Origin of the sequence: Halorubrum hochsteinianum (genome assembly GCF_023702125.1) — an archaeon.
Taxonomy (GTDB): Archaea; Halobacteriota; Halobacteria; order Halobacteriales; family Haloferacaceae; genus Halorubrum; species Halorubrum hochsteinianum.
This window is the reverse complement of sequence record NZ_CP098415.1, coordinates 560,726-575,784: the sequence shown is the minus strand read 5'-3', so window position 1 is coordinate 575,784 and position 15,059 is coordinate 560,726. Positions and strand designations below refer to the sequence as shown.

16 protein-coding genes are annotated in these 15,059 nt (G+C 71.2%); 6 read left to right on the top strand and 10 right to left on the bottom strand.

Translation table 11 applies throughout. The features are described 5' to 3' along the window. Nucleotides 1-49: 49 nt before the first annotated feature. Nucleotides 50-1,111 carry a TrmB family transcriptional regulator gene (locus NAF06_RS02825; RefSeq protein ID WP_008581871.1) on the bottom strand — a complete coding sequence of 354 codons (1,062 nt, stop codon included), beginning with the start codon at nt 1,109-1,111 and terminating at the stop codon, nt 50-52. A gap of 86 nt (nt 1,112-1,197) precedes the next feature. Beyond that, nucleotides 1,198-3,621: an alpha-amylase family glycosyl hydrolase gene (locus NAF06_RS02820; RefSeq protein WP_008581869.1), complete on the bottom strand. Its 2,424-nt coding sequence runs from the start codon at nt 3,619-3,621 to the stop codon at nt 1,198-1,200. Between the two features lie 103 nt (nt 3,622-3,724). Here NAF06_RS02820 and NAF06_RS02815 point away from each other — a divergent pair, with 103 nt between their 5' ends. After that, nucleotides 3,725-5,863, top strand: a complete 2,139-nt coding sequence (locus NAF06_RS02815; protein WP_008581867.1) for a DUF7997 domain-containing protein — start codon at nt 3,725-3,727, stop codon at nt 5,861-5,863. A gap of 417 nt (nt 5,864-6,280) precedes the next feature. Here NAF06_RS02815 and NAF06_RS02810 read toward each other — a convergent pair whose 3' ends face one another. The 4 genes from NAF06_RS02810 to NAF06_RS02795 all read right to left on the bottom strand — a co-directional run bounded on the left by NAF06_RS02810 (nt 6,281) and on the right by NAF06_RS02795 (nt 8,941). Beyond that, entirely contained in the window at nt 6,281-6,469 is a 189-nt protein-coding gene (locus NAF06_RS02810) for a DUF7511 domain-containing protein (RefSeq protein ID WP_008581866.1), read from the bottom strand. An 85-nt stretch (nt 6,470-6,554) separates the two neighbouring features. After that, nucleotides 6,555-7,373, bottom strand: coding sequence for an imidazole glycerol phosphate synthase subunit HisF (hisF, locus tag NAF06_RS02805; RefSeq protein WP_008581864.1), 819 nt, complete (start codon nt 7,371-7,373; stop codon nt 6,555-6,557). A gap of 45 nt (nt 7,374-7,418) precedes the next feature. Beyond that, nucleotides 7,419-8,459, bottom strand: coding sequence for a glycosyltransferase family 2 protein (locus NAF06_RS02800; RefSeq protein WP_008581862.1), 1,041 nt, complete (start codon nt 8,457-8,459; stop codon nt 7,419-7,421). A gap of 209 nt (nt 8,460-8,668) precedes the next feature. Continuing rightward, the gene (locus NAF06_RS02795) at nt 8,669-8,941 is read right to left on the bottom strand and encodes a MarR family transcriptional regulator (RefSeq protein ID WP_006630822.1); all 273 of its coding nucleotides are present in this window, start codon (nt 8,939-8,941) and stop codon (nt 8,669-8,671) included. A 151-nt stretch (nt 8,942-9,092) separates the two neighbouring features. Between NAF06_RS02795 and NAF06_RS02790 the strand changes: the two genes are divergently transcribed. Together NAF06_RS02790 and NAF06_RS02785 are read left to right on the top strand one after the other, a co-directional pair. Next, nucleotides 9,093-9,524 carry a PPOX class F420-dependent oxidoreductase gene (locus tag NAF06_RS02790; protein ID WP_251106178.1) on the top strand — a complete coding sequence of 144 codons (432 nt, stop codon included), beginning with the start codon at nt 9,093-9,095 and terminating at the stop codon, nt 9,522-9,524. Between the two features lie 166 nt (nt 9,525-9,690). Beyond that, nucleotides 9,691-10,410: a class I SAM-dependent methyltransferase gene (locus NAF06_RS02785; protein WP_008581857.1), complete on the top strand. Its 720-nt coding sequence runs from the start codon at nt 9,691-9,693 to the stop codon at nt 10,408-10,410. 11 nt (nt 10,411-10,421) lie between these two features. Here the strand turns inward: NAF06_RS02785 and NAF06_RS02780 are convergent, their stop codons facing one another. Beyond that, on the bottom strand, nt 10,422-10,835 hold the full coding sequence (locus NAF06_RS02780; RefSeq protein WP_008581856.1) for a TRAM domain-containing protein: 414 nt from the start codon (nt 10,833-10,835) through the stop codon (nt 10,422-10,424). Nucleotides 10,836-10,961: 126 nt separating this feature from the next. Between NAF06_RS02780 and NAF06_RS02775 the strand changes: the two genes are divergently transcribed. Next, a complete protein-coding gene (locus NAF06_RS02775) occupies nt 10,962-11,879 on the top strand; it encodes a dihydrodipicolinate synthase family protein (RefSeq protein WP_008581854.1) in 918 nt (305 codons plus the stop codon). A 42-nt stretch (nt 11,880-11,921) separates the two neighbouring features. Here NAF06_RS02775 and NAF06_RS02770 read toward each other — a convergent pair whose 3' ends face one another. Then, nucleotides 11,922-12,713, bottom strand: a complete 792-nt coding sequence (locus NAF06_RS02770) for a YkgJ family cysteine cluster protein (RefSeq protein ID WP_008581852.1) — start codon at nt 12,711-12,713, stop codon at nt 11,922-11,924. Nucleotides 12,714-12,796: 83 nt separating this feature from the next. On the opposite strand from NAF06_RS02770, the gene NAF06_RS02765 reads away from it, so the two are divergent. Next, nucleotides 12,797-13,237, top strand: coding sequence for a DUF5788 family protein (locus tag NAF06_RS02765; protein ID WP_008581849.1), 441 nt, complete (start codon nt 12,797-12,799; stop codon nt 13,235-13,237). Nucleotides 13,238-13,266: 29 nt separating this feature from the next. Here the strand turns inward: NAF06_RS02765 and NAF06_RS02760 are convergent, their stop codons facing one another. Next, nucleotides 13,267-13,737, bottom strand: a complete 471-nt coding sequence (locus NAF06_RS02760) for a Rieske (2Fe-2S) protein (protein WP_008581847.1) — start codon at nt 13,735-13,737, stop codon at nt 13,267-13,269. Between the two features lie 128 nt (nt 13,738-13,865). Next, nucleotides 13,866-14,465, bottom strand: a complete 600-nt coding sequence (locus tag NAF06_RS02755; RefSeq protein WP_008581845.1) for a DUF5789 family protein — start codon at nt 14,463-14,465, stop codon at nt 13,866-13,868. An 83-nt stretch (nt 14,466-14,548) separates the two neighbouring features. Here NAF06_RS02755 and NAF06_RS02750 point away from each other — a divergent pair, with 83 nt between their 5' ends. After that, complete coding sequence (locus NAF06_RS02750; protein WP_152418728.1) at nt 14,549-15,052, top strand: hypothetical protein; 504 nt, start codon at nt 14,549-14,551, stop codon at nt 15,050-15,052. The last annotated feature ends 7 nt before the right edge of the window (nt 15,053-15,059 follow it).

The window sequence follows — 15,059 nt, the reverse complement described above, 5'->3', positions numbered from 1 at the left end:
GCGGTGGCGGTGGGCGGCGTCGACGCGCGTCCCGAGCGGCCCGCGGTCCTCACTCGTCGTCCGGTTCGATCCGGACGAGGTCGGCCTCGACGTCCTCGACGAACGCGCCCTGTCCGCCCACGGTGATCTCGCCGCCGTCGGTCTCGACGACGAGCGAGTGCTCGACCGGGAACTCGTTGTTCGTCGGCTCCACCATCCCCTGTCTCGTCTCGACGACGCGCCCGACGAGGTCGACCGACTCGTCGTCGTCGGTCCGCCGGCCGGCGACGGTCACGCGCGGCGGGTCCCCGGCGCGGAGCCGCAGCGTCGCCTGGAGGACCGTGTGTCTGAAGTTCGTGTACTCGGCCGGGAGCGCCGCGGGCTCGGCGACCGCCAGTTCGGTCGCCGCGGGCCAGTAGTTCCCGAGGAAGGAGCCGACGATCACCGGCGCGAGCTGCTCCTGCGCGAAGGCGATGGCCTGCCGGTCGGTCGTCGACCGGCGGAGGAGCTCCGGCGGGGCGACGACGCCGGCCGCGGAGTCGACGGTGAGCAGCGTCGGCATCGCCTCGCCCCACGTCCGCACGACGTTCGCGACCCCCGACAGCGCGGGGTCGTCCGCGTCGAGGTCCCCATCCGCGTCGGAGACGACGAGGAGGACGAGGACGCCGCGGTCGACCGCGTCCGCGAGTTCCTCGCTGACCTCCGGGACCTGTCCGGCGGTGAGCGACAGCGTCACCTCGGCCTCGGCGTCTTCGAGCAGCGACCGGACCCGCTTGAGGACCGTGACCCGCGATTTGATAACCTCGAACTGTTCCGCCTGCCGCTCCACGCGGGAGTACCGCTCCGCCAGCCCGGGCCGCATCGCGTCGACGTCGGCGCGGAGCCGTTCTATCACCTCCTCGGGCGGGTTCGCCCGGATGGTGGTCGGCACGACGTGGTCGTTCACCTCGACGAAGCCGCGCTCCGCCAGCGACTCGCTCACGCTGTAGACGTACCGCTTCGAGACGCCCGCCGCGTCGGCGACGGTGCTGGCCTTCGCCTCGCCGTGTTCGAGCAGACTGAGATAGGTGTCGACCTCCTTGTCGGAGAGTCCGAAGCGTCGGAGGAGGTCCGTCAGCGTCCGGTCGTCCATACGCGTTCCCGGTCCGAGCGGCACTTATAAGGGTCGGTCCGGGACCGTCCGCGCCCGCCGTTCGAGGACCCGCCAGTCGGCGGCGACTACCGGAGGACGGTCACGGAGTCGACGGCGACCACGGCCTCGCCGTCGTCGCCCTCGTCCCCGCCGCGGACCGAACCGTCCCCGAACAGGTCCGCGTCGACCGAGTCGGGGACGGCGACGGTCGCCGGCTCCGCGCCGAAGTTGACGACGACGAGGAGCGCGTCGCGGTCGTCCGGGTCGTCACCGCGAGTTTCGGTTCCCTCGGGCGGCGTCCGCTCGTAGGCGGTGACGCGGTCGGCGTCGCCCCCGACCACGCGCACGCCGGCCGCGCGACCGCCGAACGTCACGCCTCCCTCGCGGAGCAGCGGTTCGGACGCCCGCAGCGCGGCCAGTTCGCGGTGGAACTCGGTGAGGGCGTTGTCGCCGTCGTGCCACCGGATCGGACCCCGATACGTCTCGTTGCCGCGCTCCTGTCCGGCGTAGATCATCGGCGCGCCCGGCAGCGTGAACGTCACCGCCGCGGCCGCGCGGAGGGCGTCGCGGCCGTACGCCGCGAGGTACCGGTCCTCGTCGTGGTTCTCGACGTACCGCATCTGCTCGTGTCCACCCTCGCCGAACCCGAGCCACTCGCCGCGGGCGAGCGCGGTCTCGACCGCGTCCGCCGGCTCCTCGCCCGCGCCGACCGCGCGGAGCGTGTCGTACAGCGAGGTGTCGTAGTGGCGGTGGAACTCGCCCTCGCCGTAGAACGGGTCGTGCGGCAGGGTCTCGTCGAGGAGCAACACGTCGTCGGGGACGCGGTCGGCGACCTCCTTCCAGAAGCCGTGCGGGACGCCCCACGCCACGTCGGCGCGGAACCCGTCGACGACGCCGGCCCACTCGTCGACCACGTCGAGCAGCCACTCGCGGACCGTCGGGCTGTCGTAGTTCAGGTTCGGAATGCGGCCCCACTCGAAGTAGTAGTCGGGCACGTCGCCGTCGCCGAGTTCCGCCCAGTCGATCCCGGTCACGTCGCGGGCGGCGTCGGTCCGCCGGTAGTGGTCGGCGTACGCGTCGACGCCGGCGGAGTGGAGCTGAAACGCCGGGTGATCGCGGGAAGTGTGGTTGATCACGAGGTCGAAGATCACGCGGATGCCGGCGTCGTGGCACGCGTCGACGAGCGACTCGAACGCCTCGCGCGAGCCGAGGTCGGCGGCGGTGTCGTAGTAGTCGGTGACGTGGTAGCCGTGGTCCGTCGGCGAGGCGAGGACGGGGGTGAGCCAGAGCGCGTCGACCCCGAGGTGATCGAGGTACTCGACCCGCCGCTCGATCTCCCGGAACGTCGTCGGGAGCGTGTCGCCCGCGAACGACCGGACGAAGACCTCGTAGATCGTCGGCGACTCGGCCCACGGGGGCGTCGGGTGCGGATCGGTGACCGCGATGTCGTCCGCGTCGGTCGCCCCGTCGCCGTCTCCGCCGGTCTCGGCCCGCACCGTCTCCGCCGCCCCGTATCGCTCGCCGTGCGGGACCGCGTGGATCCGGACGGCGTCGTCGACGCCGTCGCCCCGGAGCGCGTCGAGCGGGACCGAGAGCGTCCGGCCGTCCGCCCGCGACTCGATCCCCGCGACCGCGTCCGGATCGGCGTCGCGGTCGTCGACGAGGAACGTCGCGCCGAGCGCCTCCGGGTCGCCGCCGCGTGCCACGCCGTCGACCGCCGGAGCCGGCTCGACCGCCGCGGTCAGGCGGAGCCGGGCGGTCTCGTCGGCGTCGTCGGTCCCGACCACGGCGGCGTCGAGCGAGACTCGCGGCCGGCCGGGACCGGGCACCTCGCAGACGCCGTGGTGGGCCGCCCCCCGGTCGCCGTCGGGGACGAGGGCGAAACCGTGGCTCCCCGGCGGGACGCGCACTCGCGCGACCCAGTCGTCGCCCTCGCGCTCGGCCCGATCGCACGCGAGCCGGTTCTCGTTGAGCGGCCACAACAGCGAGACGCGGTCGACCTCGTCGCCCGGTTCGTCGTCACCGGTCTCGCTGTCGTCGCTCTCGCTGTCGTCGCTCTCGCCGCCGCTGCTCCCGTCGAGATCGGACGCCGGGACCCGGATATCCGCCTCGCGCCGCTCGTCGGGGAAGACGCGCACGCGCTGGCGATGGACGCCGTCGGGCGCGTCGAGCGCGAGGACGTAGGTCCCGGGGGCGTCGGGCGCGAGGTGAACGACCGGGTCGTCGTCGCGCCCCGTCTCGCCCGCGCGCAACACCGCCGCCGTCGAGTCGTCCGAACCGGTCGTCGCGGCCGAGCCGGTTTCCGGGGCCGCGCCGTCCGGCCCGACCGTCGTCGCCGAACTCGGCGGGCCGGTCGCGTCCGGGTCCGGGCCGTCGCCGGCCGACAGCGTGCTGTCGGCGGGGGCGTCGCGGACGGTCCACCGGTACGTCCCGTCGGGGTCCGGGGACCGCGGCGCGAGCTCGACCGACTCGCCGACGCTCGTCGTCCGCGGGGGGCCGGGTTCGTACACGCCCGGCCCCTCGTCTCGCCGGGGCTTGAGCGTTCCGTTCCCGAAACACGTGAACAATAATTACACCAAAGCTTCATACAGGACGACCGCGTGTGTTCGCGTAATGCAGCTTCGCGACGCGCTCGACGACTACAAGCGCCACGCCGGCGACGGGACGCGCTTCCCCGGCGAGCGGCGCACCGTCTCCGGCCGGTTCTCGGGCGGCGACGGGCGGCTCGTCCACGTCGGCGGCGACGGCGAACTCCGCGACTTCGGCTACCCGCTCACGGGGCAGACCGGGCTCGTCCGCTCGCGGATCGGCCTCGCCGTCGACGGCGAGGTGACGTGGCTCGACGAGACCCACACGACCCAGCGGTACGTCGGCGACACCGCGTTGGTCGAGACGGTCCACGAGACGCCGCACGCGACGGTGACGCGCCACGACCTCACGCTCGGCGACGCGCACCTCACGCGCGCGGCGGTCGACGCCGGCGAGGACGGCCACGCGAACGTCGACCCCGAAGCCCTCTCGCTCGTCGTCTACGCCCGGTTCGCCCCCGACGGCCGCGACGACCGGGTGGGACAGCTCCGGTACGACGACGCCGTCGAGGTGTACCACGCCGACGAGTACGACTTCCTCGCGAGCGCGACCGGCCTCGCCGACCTCCGCGGCCAGCTCCCGACCACCTTCCCGGAACTCCTCGACGAGGACCCGACCGACCTCCCGCGCGCCTGCGACGGCGACCGCTACGAGGAGGAGCGGCTCTCCGGCGAGGTGATCGCCGACGTCCCCTTCTCCGAGGGCGTCGCCACGGTCGCCACGCTGTTGACCGACCGGACAGAGACCGACCGCGAGGCGGCCCGCGATCGCCTCGACGCGCTCTTCTCCGACCTCGACAGCGTCGACGCCCTCGCCGACGCGGCCGCCGACGAACTCCCGACCGTCCCCGAGTCGGCTCCCGCCCGCGAGTCCGTCGTCGCCGACCTGCGCGTCCTCGCGCTGCTGTCCGCGCCGTCCGGGCTCCGGATCGCCGGCCCCGACTTCGACCCGTACTACGAGCACTCCGGCGGCTACGGCTACACGTGGTTCCGCGACGACGCCGAAATATCCGGCTTCCTGCTCGGCGCGGCCGACGCGGTCGGCGTCGACCTCGACGACCGGCACGCGCGATCCGCGCGGATGTACGTCGCCACCCAGCGGCCCGACGGCTCGTGGCCCCACCGGGTGTGGCCCCGCGACGGCGCGCTCGCGCCCGGGTGGGCGAACGCCCGCATCGAGGACGGGCCGGATGTCGACTACCAGGCCGACCAGACCGGCAGCGTCGTCGCGTACCTCGCGCGGGCCCGCGACGCCGGCGTCGAGGTGGAGGGCCTCGACCGGACGCTGGTCGCCGCGCTCGCGGGGCTCGACCGAACGCTCGAACCCGACGGCCGGCCGGTGGTCTGTCAGAACGCGTGGGAGGACTCCGCCGGCCGGTTCACGCACACGGCCGCGACGTTCCTGGAGGCGTACAGCGAACTCGGCCGTCACGGCGAGGGGCTGACCGTCGACGCGCTCGACGACCCCGAGGCCGTGCCCGCTGCCGCGTCGCTGCCGGACGACCTCGCCGCGCACGCCCGCGACCGGGCCCGCGAGGTGTACGACGCCATCGACGACCTGTGGGTGCCCGACCGCGGCTGCTACGCGCTCCGCGAGACGGTCGACGGCGGCATCGACGACCGCCTCGACTCCGCGACGCTGGGGCTCGCGGCCGCGCACCGCTCGTTCGACGCGCTCGGCGACGAGGGTGACGCGACCGACTCCGGCGGGGACCTTGGAGTCGACGACGAGCGCCTCGACCGCCTCGTCTCGCACGTCGAGACGGTCGTCGACGGGCTCTCCCACGAGACCGACGCCATCGCCGGCCTGACCCGCTACGAGGGCGACGGCTGGCGGCGCGCGGACCAGGCGTCCGAGAAGGTGTGGACCGTCTCGACCGCGTGGGGCGCGAACGCCTGTGCGGAGCTCGCGGCGCTGCTCGCCGCCCGCGACGACCCGCGCGCCGCCGAGATGGTTGAGCGCGCCCGCGACCTGCTCGCGCACGTCTTGCCCGGCGGCAGCCTCTGCGAGCCGACGACGTACCTCCCCGAGCAGTTCTTCGACGACGGGACCCCGGACAGCGCGACGCCGCTCGGCTGGCCCCACGCCATCCGGCTGGCGACCGTCGCGCTGCTCGACGACGAACTCCCGCAGTTCGCGGACCGCGCCGCCGCGGACGACTGACGGACTACGACGGCTATTCTATACTCCACCGTGCGGTCGGCGCGTGCCTGCGAGCGGTCGCCATCGGCGACCGCGAGTCAGCACGCGCGAGGGACGCGGTGAGCGCTCGGAGAGCGCGAACCGCGAGGCTGGGGAGGTGTGAGGCGCGGTTGCGGTGCTGTGCGGGGCGGGAATCGAAGGGGCAGCCGCGAGGCGGACAGAGGCGACGCAAGCACTGGAAGGAGCGAGCAGCGTGAGCGACTGAAGCGCGCAGCGAGCGTCTGTCCGCCTCGCGGCCGGGGCTTCGGTAGTGTTCGTGTCGATCAGCGATTTATAAGCAGCCACGTACAGCCGAGTGGTCGGGGCCTCGAAAGCAGTCGCTATTCGCTCACGACCGACCACACGCGAATAAACACGGAATCCGAAACGGTATCGTCCCTATCGCCACTCCTCTCGCGGGATACAGTCCGCCTCCCGGACCGTGACCCAGCGGGTCGTCCGCTCGTCCGGGTCGACGTCCCGCTCGAAGAACGTCACCTCGCCGCCGCCGTCGTCGCCGTCGGTCCGTTTACAGACGAGCTCCGGCGACCCGTCGCGAACACGTGCGGATGACGTGGACGTGGACATACGTCACGATTCGCGCTCCGTCTGATAATAACTGTTGGTTTCGTGCGCGGAAAAAGAAAAAACTACGGAAGTAGTGAATGCCGCGTCAGCGTCTGACCGGCACGTCGCGCTCGTCGAGGTACGCCTTCGTCTTCTCGATGGAGTAGTCGCCGAAGTGGAAGATGGAGGCCGCCAGTCCGGCGTCCGCGTTCGCCTCGGTGAACACCTCATACATGTCTTCCGGGCTCCCGCAGCCCGAGGAGGCGATGAGGGGGGTCGACACCGCCTCGCCGACCGCCTTCATCAGGGGCACGTCGTAGCCGTCCTTCGTCCCGTCCTTGTCGATGGAGTTGACGAACAGCTCGCCCGCGCCGCGCTCCTCGGCCTCCTTCGCCCACGAGACGGCGTCGATCCCGGTCCCCTCGCGGCCGCCCTTCTTCGTGCACTCGAACCACACCCGCTCGCCGTCCTCGTCCTCGTAGAAGTGGTCGCCCGCGTCGTCGTACCGCCGGCGGGCGTCGACCGAGATGACGATGCACTGGCTGCCGAACGCGGCCGCGCCCTCCTCGATGAGCTCCGGTCGCTCCAAGGCCCCGGTCGTGATAGACACCTTGTCCGCGCCCGCCCGGAGCGTCTCCTTGATGTCCGCCTTGGTGCGGATCCCGCCGCCGACCGTGAGCGGGATGAAACACTCGTCGGCGACCGCGTTGACCACGTCGAGCATCGTCTCCCGACCGTCGGCGCTGGCGGTGATGTCGAGGAAGACGAACTCGTCGGCCCCCGCCTCGTTGTACTTCTTCGCCAGTTCGACGGGGTCGCCGGTGTACTCCAGGTTCTCGAAGTTGACGCCGGTGTACACGGCGGCGTCGCCCTCGTCGTCGAGGTCGACGTCGATACAGGGGATGATACGCTTCGTGAGTCCCATTCGTTGCCGAAGCGTTGTCCGTCGGCCGGGTTAAAAGGCGCGGGCCTACTCGGTCCCGGACCGTTCGTCGCCGTCCGCCTCGACCGCCGGCCCGCGGTCCGACCCCGATCGCCTGTCGTACTTCGCGACGGCGCGGTCCGCGCGCGTCGAGACGCCGTTCGGGTTCCGCGCCGGGCTCCGGTCCCGCCGCCGCGCGACCAGTCCGTCGGAGCTCCCGCCGGTGAGGCCCAACAGCACGTCGCGGCCCGTCGCGGCCCACCGCGAGGGGGTCGACTCGCCGCGGGCCACGTCCTTCGCCGCGCCGATCGCGTCGCTCAGGGCGTGCGACCCGGTGCGGAAGAGGACGGACGGGCGCACCCCGTAGTTCTTCAACAGCCGGTAGGCGAGCGCCCGGTACTTCCAGCCCCACTCGCGGGCGCTCCGCCCGCCGTCGGCCGCGGTCGGGTTCCGAAGCTCCTTGCGCGCGGACAGGCCCGGCCGCCACGCCACCTCGCGGTCCATGCGCGCGAGCCGGTGGGCGGCGTCGCGCGCGCCGCCGACCCGGAGGTACTCGTCGAAGCCGTCGAGGTCGCGCAGGGCGTCCCGCCGGAAGGCGACGTTGCCGCCCTCGAAGTAGGTGACGTCTCGACCGGCGATCCGGCTGCGCTCCGGCTCGTCGGGGTCGTCGGCGTCCGCGTCGCCCGGGAGATCCGGCCCGCCCCCCTCGTCGAAGTCGGCGTCGGCGGGGGTCGTCTCGCCCGGCGGGATCGGCGTCACCGGTCCCGAGACCACGGGGGCCGCGTCCAGCCCGGCCGCGACCGCGTCCCGCCAGCCGGCCTCGATCCGGTTGTCGTAGTCGACCAGCGCAACCGCGTCGCCCGTCGCGGCCTCGATGCCGGCGTTGCGGGCGACGTTCACCGTGCGGTCGGAGATCTCGACCAACACGTCCACGTCGTCGCGGTCGCGAACCATGCCGGTCGTGCCGTCGGCCGAGGGACCGTTGACGACGATCACCTCGGCGTCGGGGGCGTCGGCCGCCAGCGCGTCGAGGCAGGCGGCCAACCGGTCCCGACCGTTGAGCGTCGGGACGACGACCGAAAGGTCCATACACGCTGATAAGGGAGTGAGAGGGTAAAAAGGACTGCGTGTGTGGCCGGCCGAGACGACCCGGACGGTTCGGTCGGACCCGGCCGAATTCGAACGGCGAAAACGGACGGTTCGGTCGGATCCAGCCGAATTCGAACGGCGAAAACGGACGGTTCGGACGGCGCGGTCCTGCTCTTCGACTTCAGACGGCGCGGTCGTACTCCTCGTGTTCAGACGGTGAGGTAGTACACCTGCTTGCGCGCGTCCTTGAAGCTGTACCGCGAGTCCACGAGCCCCTCCTCTTCGAGGCGGTTGAGCGCGTAGCGGACCGTGCGGTCCGGCAGCAGCGACTCCTCGGCGAGGCCGCCCTGTGAGAGGGGCGCGTCGCCCTCCAGCACTTTGGCGACGAGCTTGGCGCTCGGAGGCAGCTCGCGCAGGCGGTCGCGGTACTCGGTCTCCGACAGACGCTCTTGGTCAGCGGTCTCCGCGGGACTGGTACTCATGTCTCACACGAATTCCGCGGGTAGTGGTAAAGGTTGGCTACATATAGGGGAATCTGCCTCTGATAATATAATGTGTTAATATCACTCCCGGCGGGGGCTGTCCCCGCCGGTCCGCCCGACACTTTTCCGGCGAGCGCTCGTATCCGGCCGCGTGATACCCGAGTCCCACGTCGACATCCTCGAAGCCGAGTCGTACGCGCACTTCGCCACCGTCGGGCCGGACGGGCTCCCCCACGTCACCCCGGTGTGGGTCGACCACGAGGACCGGGAGCACGTCCTCGTGAACACCGCCCGCGGGCGACGCAAGGAGCGGAACGTCCGGAACAATCCGAAAGTCGGCGTCAGCGTGCTCGACCCCGACGACCCGTACCGCTACGTCTCCGTCCGCGGCGAGGCCGAACTGACCGAGGAGGGCGCGCGCGAACACATCGACGAACTCGCCCGCCGCTACTTCGCGCGCGAACACATCGACGAACTCGCCCGCCGCTACTTCGGCGTCGACGAGTACCCGCACCACGACGAGGAGGAGGGCGCGCGGGTGATCGTCAAGATACCCGCCGAGAACGTCGCCACGAGCGGGTGAGCGAGGCGACCGCGGCGGACCCGTCCCCGTCGCACGCGGACCGCTGACGGCGGACAGCGAGCCGCCGCACGCGGGTCGACGCCGGAGACGGCACCCCGCCGCACGCGGGCCGTCGCCGGACCGCATCCAGTACGGTTTTGTCGGTCCGGCCTCCATCACGGACAACGTGAAGGGACAGGACTGGTACCAGGCCGACGAGGTCGCCGAGGAGTACGACGACGTCCGGTTCTCCGGCGGGGGACAGCTCATCGACCGGCGAGAGAAAGAGGCCGTCCTCTCCGCGCTGGGTCCCGTCGATCCGGGCCACCGCGTGCTGGAGGTCGCCTGCGGCACCGGGCGGTTCACGACGATGCTCGCCGATCAGGGCGCGGACGTCGTCGGACTCGACGTCTCCCGCGAGATGCTCGAACAGGCCCGCGAGAAGGTCGCGGCCGCCGGCCACGCCGACGCGGTCGAGTTCCTCCGCGGCGACGCCTCGCGGCTCCCGTTCCCGGACGACCACTTCGACACGGTCGTGGCGATGCGCTTTTTCCACCTCATGGACGACCCGGTCCCGTTCGCGCGGGAGCTCTGCCGGGTCAGCCGCGATCAGGTGTTCTTCGACACGTTCAACAGCCGCAGCCTGCGGACGCTGTACACTTGGCTGCTCCCCATGGGCTCGCGGCTCTACTCCGAGCGGCAGGTGGCCGCCATGCTCGGCGAGGCGGGGCTCACGCTCGCGAACGAGGAACACGACTTCGTGCTGCCGTACGGGTTCTACCGCGAGCTTCCGGGCGCGGTCGCGAAGCCGTTCCGGGCGCTCGACGAGCTCGCCGGGAACACGATCCCCGGCGACTACGTCGCCTCGGTGTCGTACTGGGACGCCAGAGTGGCGGACGAGAAGTAGCGGGTCCCGCTTTAGACCGCCTCTTCGACGACCTCGCCGACGGCGAAGTTGGACTTCACTTCCGTCACTTCGATCTTCACGCGCTCGCCGACCTCGGTGTCGGGGACGATAATCACGTAGCCGCGCTCGACGCGGGCGATCCCGTCGCCCTGCTTGCCGAGGTCCTCGATCTCGACGTACCGCATCTCGCCGGGCTCGACCGGCGGCTGCGGGCCGTCGCCGCCGTGCGACGCGGAGTCGTCGGCCCCGTCGGCCGCCGCGTCGGCGGACCCGTCGCGCGCGACGAGCGCGACGCGGTACGTCTCGCCCGGCTCCAGCGCCCCGGTCTCGACCTCTCGTTTCGGCACGTCGACGACGAACTCGCCGTCGTCGGTCTCGCGAACGTCCGCGCTGAACAGACAGAGGAGCTTCTCGGAGATTTCCATAGTAGACTCCATCGGGAGCAAGGTGCGAGGTAGTATAGTTGTACCGCCGACACAGTCAGGACCCGCCGGTCACCGGGCGATCGCCGCTGGACAACGCATTTGTCGTCGCCCGCCGAACCGCCGCGCGTGACGATACTCGATCTCCCGCACGCCGCCGTCTCGCCGCCGATCGTGACGCCGTTCACCGCCGCCGACGCCGCCGAGAGCGACGTCGACGCCGACGCGCTCGCGAACCACGTCGACGCGCTCGTCGAGGCCGGCATCGACGGGATGGTCCCCTGCGGCACGACCGGCGAGTTCGCTAGCCTCGACGACGCCGAGCGCCGGACCGTCGTCGAGACGGTCGTCGACGCGGCCGACGGTCGGGTGCCCGTGATCGCCGGCACGGCCGACACCTCGGTCTCGCGGGTGCGAGATCACCTGTCGGCCGCCGCGGCGGCCGGGGCCGACGCCGGGCTGGTCACACTCCCGTACTACCACGGGTCGACGAGCCCCGACGGCCAGCGGGCGTTCGTCGAGGCCGTCACCGAGGACGCGCCGCTCCCGGTCCTCCTGTACGACATCCCGGCGACGGTCGGCGAGTCCCTCGACGTCGAGGTCCTCGCCGACGCGGCGGCCCGCGAGTCCGTCGTCGGGATGAAGGACACGACGGGCGATCTCACCGGGCTCGAAGCGAAGCTCCGCGAGACGCCCGACTCCTTCGCCGTCTTTCAGGGGGTCGACGCCCAGCTGTACCCGAGCGCGAGCCTCGGCGTGGACGGGGGGATCCACGCCCTCTCGCAGGTGATCCCGGAGGCGTTCGTCGCGCTCGGGGAGGCGATCCGCGCCGGCGACGACGACCGGGCGCTGGCGCTCCACCGCCGCGCGGTCGCGCCCCTCTTCGAGCGCTGCGCCGACCACGGCTTCGCGCCCGCCGCGAAGGTCGGGGCAGCCCACCGCGGGTTCATCCCCGACCCGGCCGTGCGCCCGCCGCTCACGCTCCCGGACGCGGACGCCCGCGAGGCGATCCGCGCCGACGTGGACGCGGCGCTGGACGCCGTCTGAGAGCGGCGACGGAGACGGAGCGGGGTGCGTCGGCGTCCCCCGCTACTCGCCTCCGACGGGACGCCCGTCGGCCTCCTTCGGGCCCTCGGAGTCGAAGACGACGACGTCGCCGTCGGCGCGGTCGGACGCCGTCGGGTCGTAGCCGTCGCGGACGCCGATCGCCTCCTCCAGTTCGCGGACCGCGCGCTCCTTCAGCGCGGCGGCCAGCTCCTCGGCGTCCTGCCGGGTGATGTCGCGCCCGAGGCCCTCGCACTCGTGGGCGCGGACGACGCCCGCCTCGTCGACCGCCTCGCCCATCGGCTGGCTCGTCCCCTCCAAGGCGACGCTGAACGGGTAGGTCCGACAGATGAGCGGGCGCGCGTCGTGGACGGTACACGCCCCCCGGCCGTCGGACTCCTCGTAGAAGGTGCAGTCGCCGCAGTCGTCGGTCGCGAGCGCCCACTCGAACGTCTCCCCCTCCGGCTCGCCCTCCTCGCCCGCGTCGAGACCGAACGGCATCGGGCGGGCCACGTCGCGCCAGTCGTACGCCTCGCCGGTCGCGTCCGCGGCGGCGTCGGCGACGCGGCGGACCTCGTCCGGGAAGACGGTCGCGGTGTGCGGCTCGCGGTCGTCGTCGTGGCACTCCGCGGTATCGTCGTCCTCTTCAGATTTCACGTCCCCGCCCGTCTCGTCGACTCCCGCTCCGGCCGGCGCGCCGCCGGGTTCGTCCGGGGCGTAGCCCGTACAGCAGCCGCCGCAGCGCGTGCACTCGAATCCGATCGACTCGATGGCGTCCGCCAGCTCCGCGATGTCGAGGTCGCGGGCCGCGGCGAGTTCGGATTCGAGCGTCTCCATGCGCGTCCGTACCGGCGCGCCGGAGTTAACGTCGTCCCTTCCGGGCGAAGGAGCGAAGTGCGACCGCCCCCTACCGAGCGAGCGTGAAGGAGTACGAGCGAAAACAGCTCTTGGAGCGGGTCAACCGCGAGTCCTCGACGGTGGGCGTCGAGATCCCGGAGTCGATCGAGATCCAGGGCGAGGAGATCGACCTCCGCTCGTTCGTCTTCGAGATCAAGCGCCGCGACTCGGTCCCGCCGGGCGAGCGCGACCGCGTTGACCGCGCCAAGCGGAACCTCCGGCGCGAGCGCCTCGACCGGCTCGAACCGATCGAGGAGAACGAGGTGAGCCGCGAGGAGGGCGAGGAGTTGGCGTCGGCGATCATCGGCATCGACCGCGCGCTGGAGGCGCTGGAGGGGTTGGACGCCCCCGACCCGGAGACCGAGGCGAAGCGGCAGGAGGCGGCCGACCAGAAGCGCTGGATGAACTTCCTGAAGAAGGCGCTCGGGCGCGAGGACGCCGGCGGCGGGCGCACGAAGTTCTGACCGGTCGCTCCCGCGGCCGTGCGGGCGGCTCAGTTCCCGGTGAAGTCGATCCGCGAGCCGCCGTCGTCGCCCTGCTTCGCGGAGGGGCCGAGCCGGACGAACTCGTAGGCGTCGTCGGCGAGGAACACGCCGTCGCCCTCGACGGTCACGTCGACCGATTCGAGGACGGCCCCCTCGCAGGGACCGAAGTTACAGTAGCCGCCGTCGGCCTCGAACGTCGCGCCGTGCTTCTGGCAGAACACCTCCCCGTTGCGGACGAACGCGCCGTCGTCCTTGTCGAGGCGCACGTCGGTCCAGTGTTGGCAGTAGTTGCGGAACGCGCGCACCTCGCCGGCCGCGCGCGTGAGGAGCGCCTCGACCTCGGGCGTCCCGTCCTCGCTCTCCCCGACGTCGCCCTCGCCCTCGTCGACCGCCGCGGAGTCGACCGGTCGCAGCGTCGCGAGCAGCGTGCTCTCCTCCGGAACCTCCTCGACGCCGGCGATCCGGCGGCTCTCGTCCATACGGATGCGAGGCCGGCGGCCGGCTTCAACGTTGTGCGTCCCGGCGTTCGGGACTTCCCGCCCGCTCCGACGCGCCCGGTCCCGGAACCTCGTCCCGACTCCGTTCGCTCTCGGAACCTCGTCCCGGCTCAGATTCCGAGCCACTCGTCGTCGCGGACTTCGTAGCCGTGCGCCCGGCAGTACTTCGCTCCCTGTCGGCGGAGGTCGCGCGACCCGGGGACCGTCTGCTTCTCGCCGATCCGGTCGACGACCCAGTCGGCGATCGCGCGGACCCCCTCCTCGTCGTCGAGTTCGTTGATATCGCTCAGCGCGCGGAACGTGCGCTCGAACGCCTCGTGTTGCGACCGGCCGAAATCGACGTTCTCCAGTTCGGCGGCCGCCTCGACGACCCGCTTCATCGCGGCCGCGACCGCGAGGCGACGCACGCGCTCGCGGACCGTCGTCGGGGCGTCGAACGCCTCCAGGTCCGCGTCCGGGATCAGGTCGGCGACGGTGTACACGCGGGCCTCCGACTCCAGCTCGCGGTCGCCGACCGCGGCGACGACCTCGCGGCCCGTCGCGGGGAACGTCAGCGGTTCGAGCGCCGCTTCGAGGGCCTCGGTCGCCTCGTCGTCGAACGGCGGTTCCGCCTCGTCGCCACGGGTCACTTCCGCCTCCATGTCGCGCTCGCGCTGTCGTCGATCCTCGTCGGCCGCCTGTTTCTCACGTCCGTCTTTGTCGTCTGCCATCCGTCATTTAGAATCTCTGACGGGATAACGCTGTGGGCGGACCTGCCAATAAAAATACAAGACACGGCCAAGATAGGGCCAGTATGGCCGATGGTTCTCAATCCGGGGACGATACGAGGGCGTCTCCGGCGACCGTTGCTGTTTATGAGGCCGCGTTCGACAGCTACCGTTCTGCGGACCGCATGGTCGTGCGTGAGATGTATCTGGGCATATTTGTAATATCTGTCCTCACAACGGTGATAACCCGAGCAGAATTCTCCCTCGGCGTCTACTGGCTAACCGTCTTGCTCGGATTCTTTACGCTGTCGATACTGTACTACAGTTCTTGGACGCTCGAAACCGTGAAACATGTTTCCTCCAAGAAAATGAAAGAGATAGAACGGGATCACTTCGCTTCGGACACTCCGAACTGGCAAACAGAAATGGATGAGAAAATAACGCATACCGCTGAAAGCGGCGATTCCCTTGGGTGGTTCCGTACCCTTCCACAAGATTCACTGCCAAACCGGATCGTTCCAACCGGTTGGGTTGGCATACAACTCGTTTTACTCGTCGTTTGGGCGATATATTCGATACTGCTCATTTAGGACCGTA

What these genes read in the sequence shown, in the direction of transcription:
- NAF06_RS02825 (WP_008581871.1), bottom strand. Translation starts at nt 1,111, where the DNA reads ATGGACGACCGGACGCTGACGGACCTCCTCCGACGCTTCGGACTCTCC.
- NAF06_RS02815 (WP_008581867.1), top strand. Translation starts at nt 3,725, where the DNA reads ATGCAGCTTCGCGACGCGCTCGACGACTACAAGCGCCACGCCGGCGAC.
- NAF06_RS02810 (WP_008581866.1), bottom strand. Translation starts at nt 6,469, where the DNA reads ATGTCCACGTCCACGTCATCCGCACGTGTTCGCGACGGGTCGCCGGAG.
- hisF (WP_008581864.1), bottom strand. Translation starts at nt 7,373, where the DNA reads ATGGGACTCACGAAGCGTATCATCCCCTGTATCGACGTCGACCTCGAC.
- NAF06_RS02800 (WP_008581862.1), bottom strand. Translation starts at nt 8,459, where the DNA reads ATGGACCTTTCGGTCGTCGTCCCGACGCTCAACGGTCGGGACCGGTTG.
- NAF06_RS02795 (WP_006630822.1), bottom strand. Translation starts at nt 8,941, where the DNA reads ATGAGTACCAGTCCCGCGGAGACCGCTGACCAAGAGCGTCTGTCGGAG.
- NAF06_RS02780 (WP_008581856.1), bottom strand. Translation starts at nt 10,835, where the DNA reads ATGGAAATCTCCGAGAAGCTCCTCTGTCTGTTCAGCGCGGACGTTCGC.
- NAF06_RS02770 (WP_008581852.1), bottom strand. Translation starts at nt 12,713, where the DNA reads ATGGAGACGCTCGAATCCGAACTCGCCGCGGCCCGCGACCTCGACATC.
- NAF06_RS02760 (WP_008581847.1), bottom strand. Translation starts at nt 13,737, where the DNA reads ATGGACGAGAGCCGCCGGATCGCCGGCGTCGAGGAGGTTCCGGAGGAG.
- NAF06_RS02755 (WP_008581845.1), bottom strand. Translation starts at nt 14,465, where the DNA reads ATGGCAGACGACAAAGACGGACGTGAGAAACAGGCGGCCGACGAGGAT.
- NAF06_RS02750 (WP_152418728.1), top strand. Translation starts at nt 14,549, where the DNA reads ATGGCCGATGGTTCTCAATCCGGGGACGATACGAGGGCGTCTCCGGCG.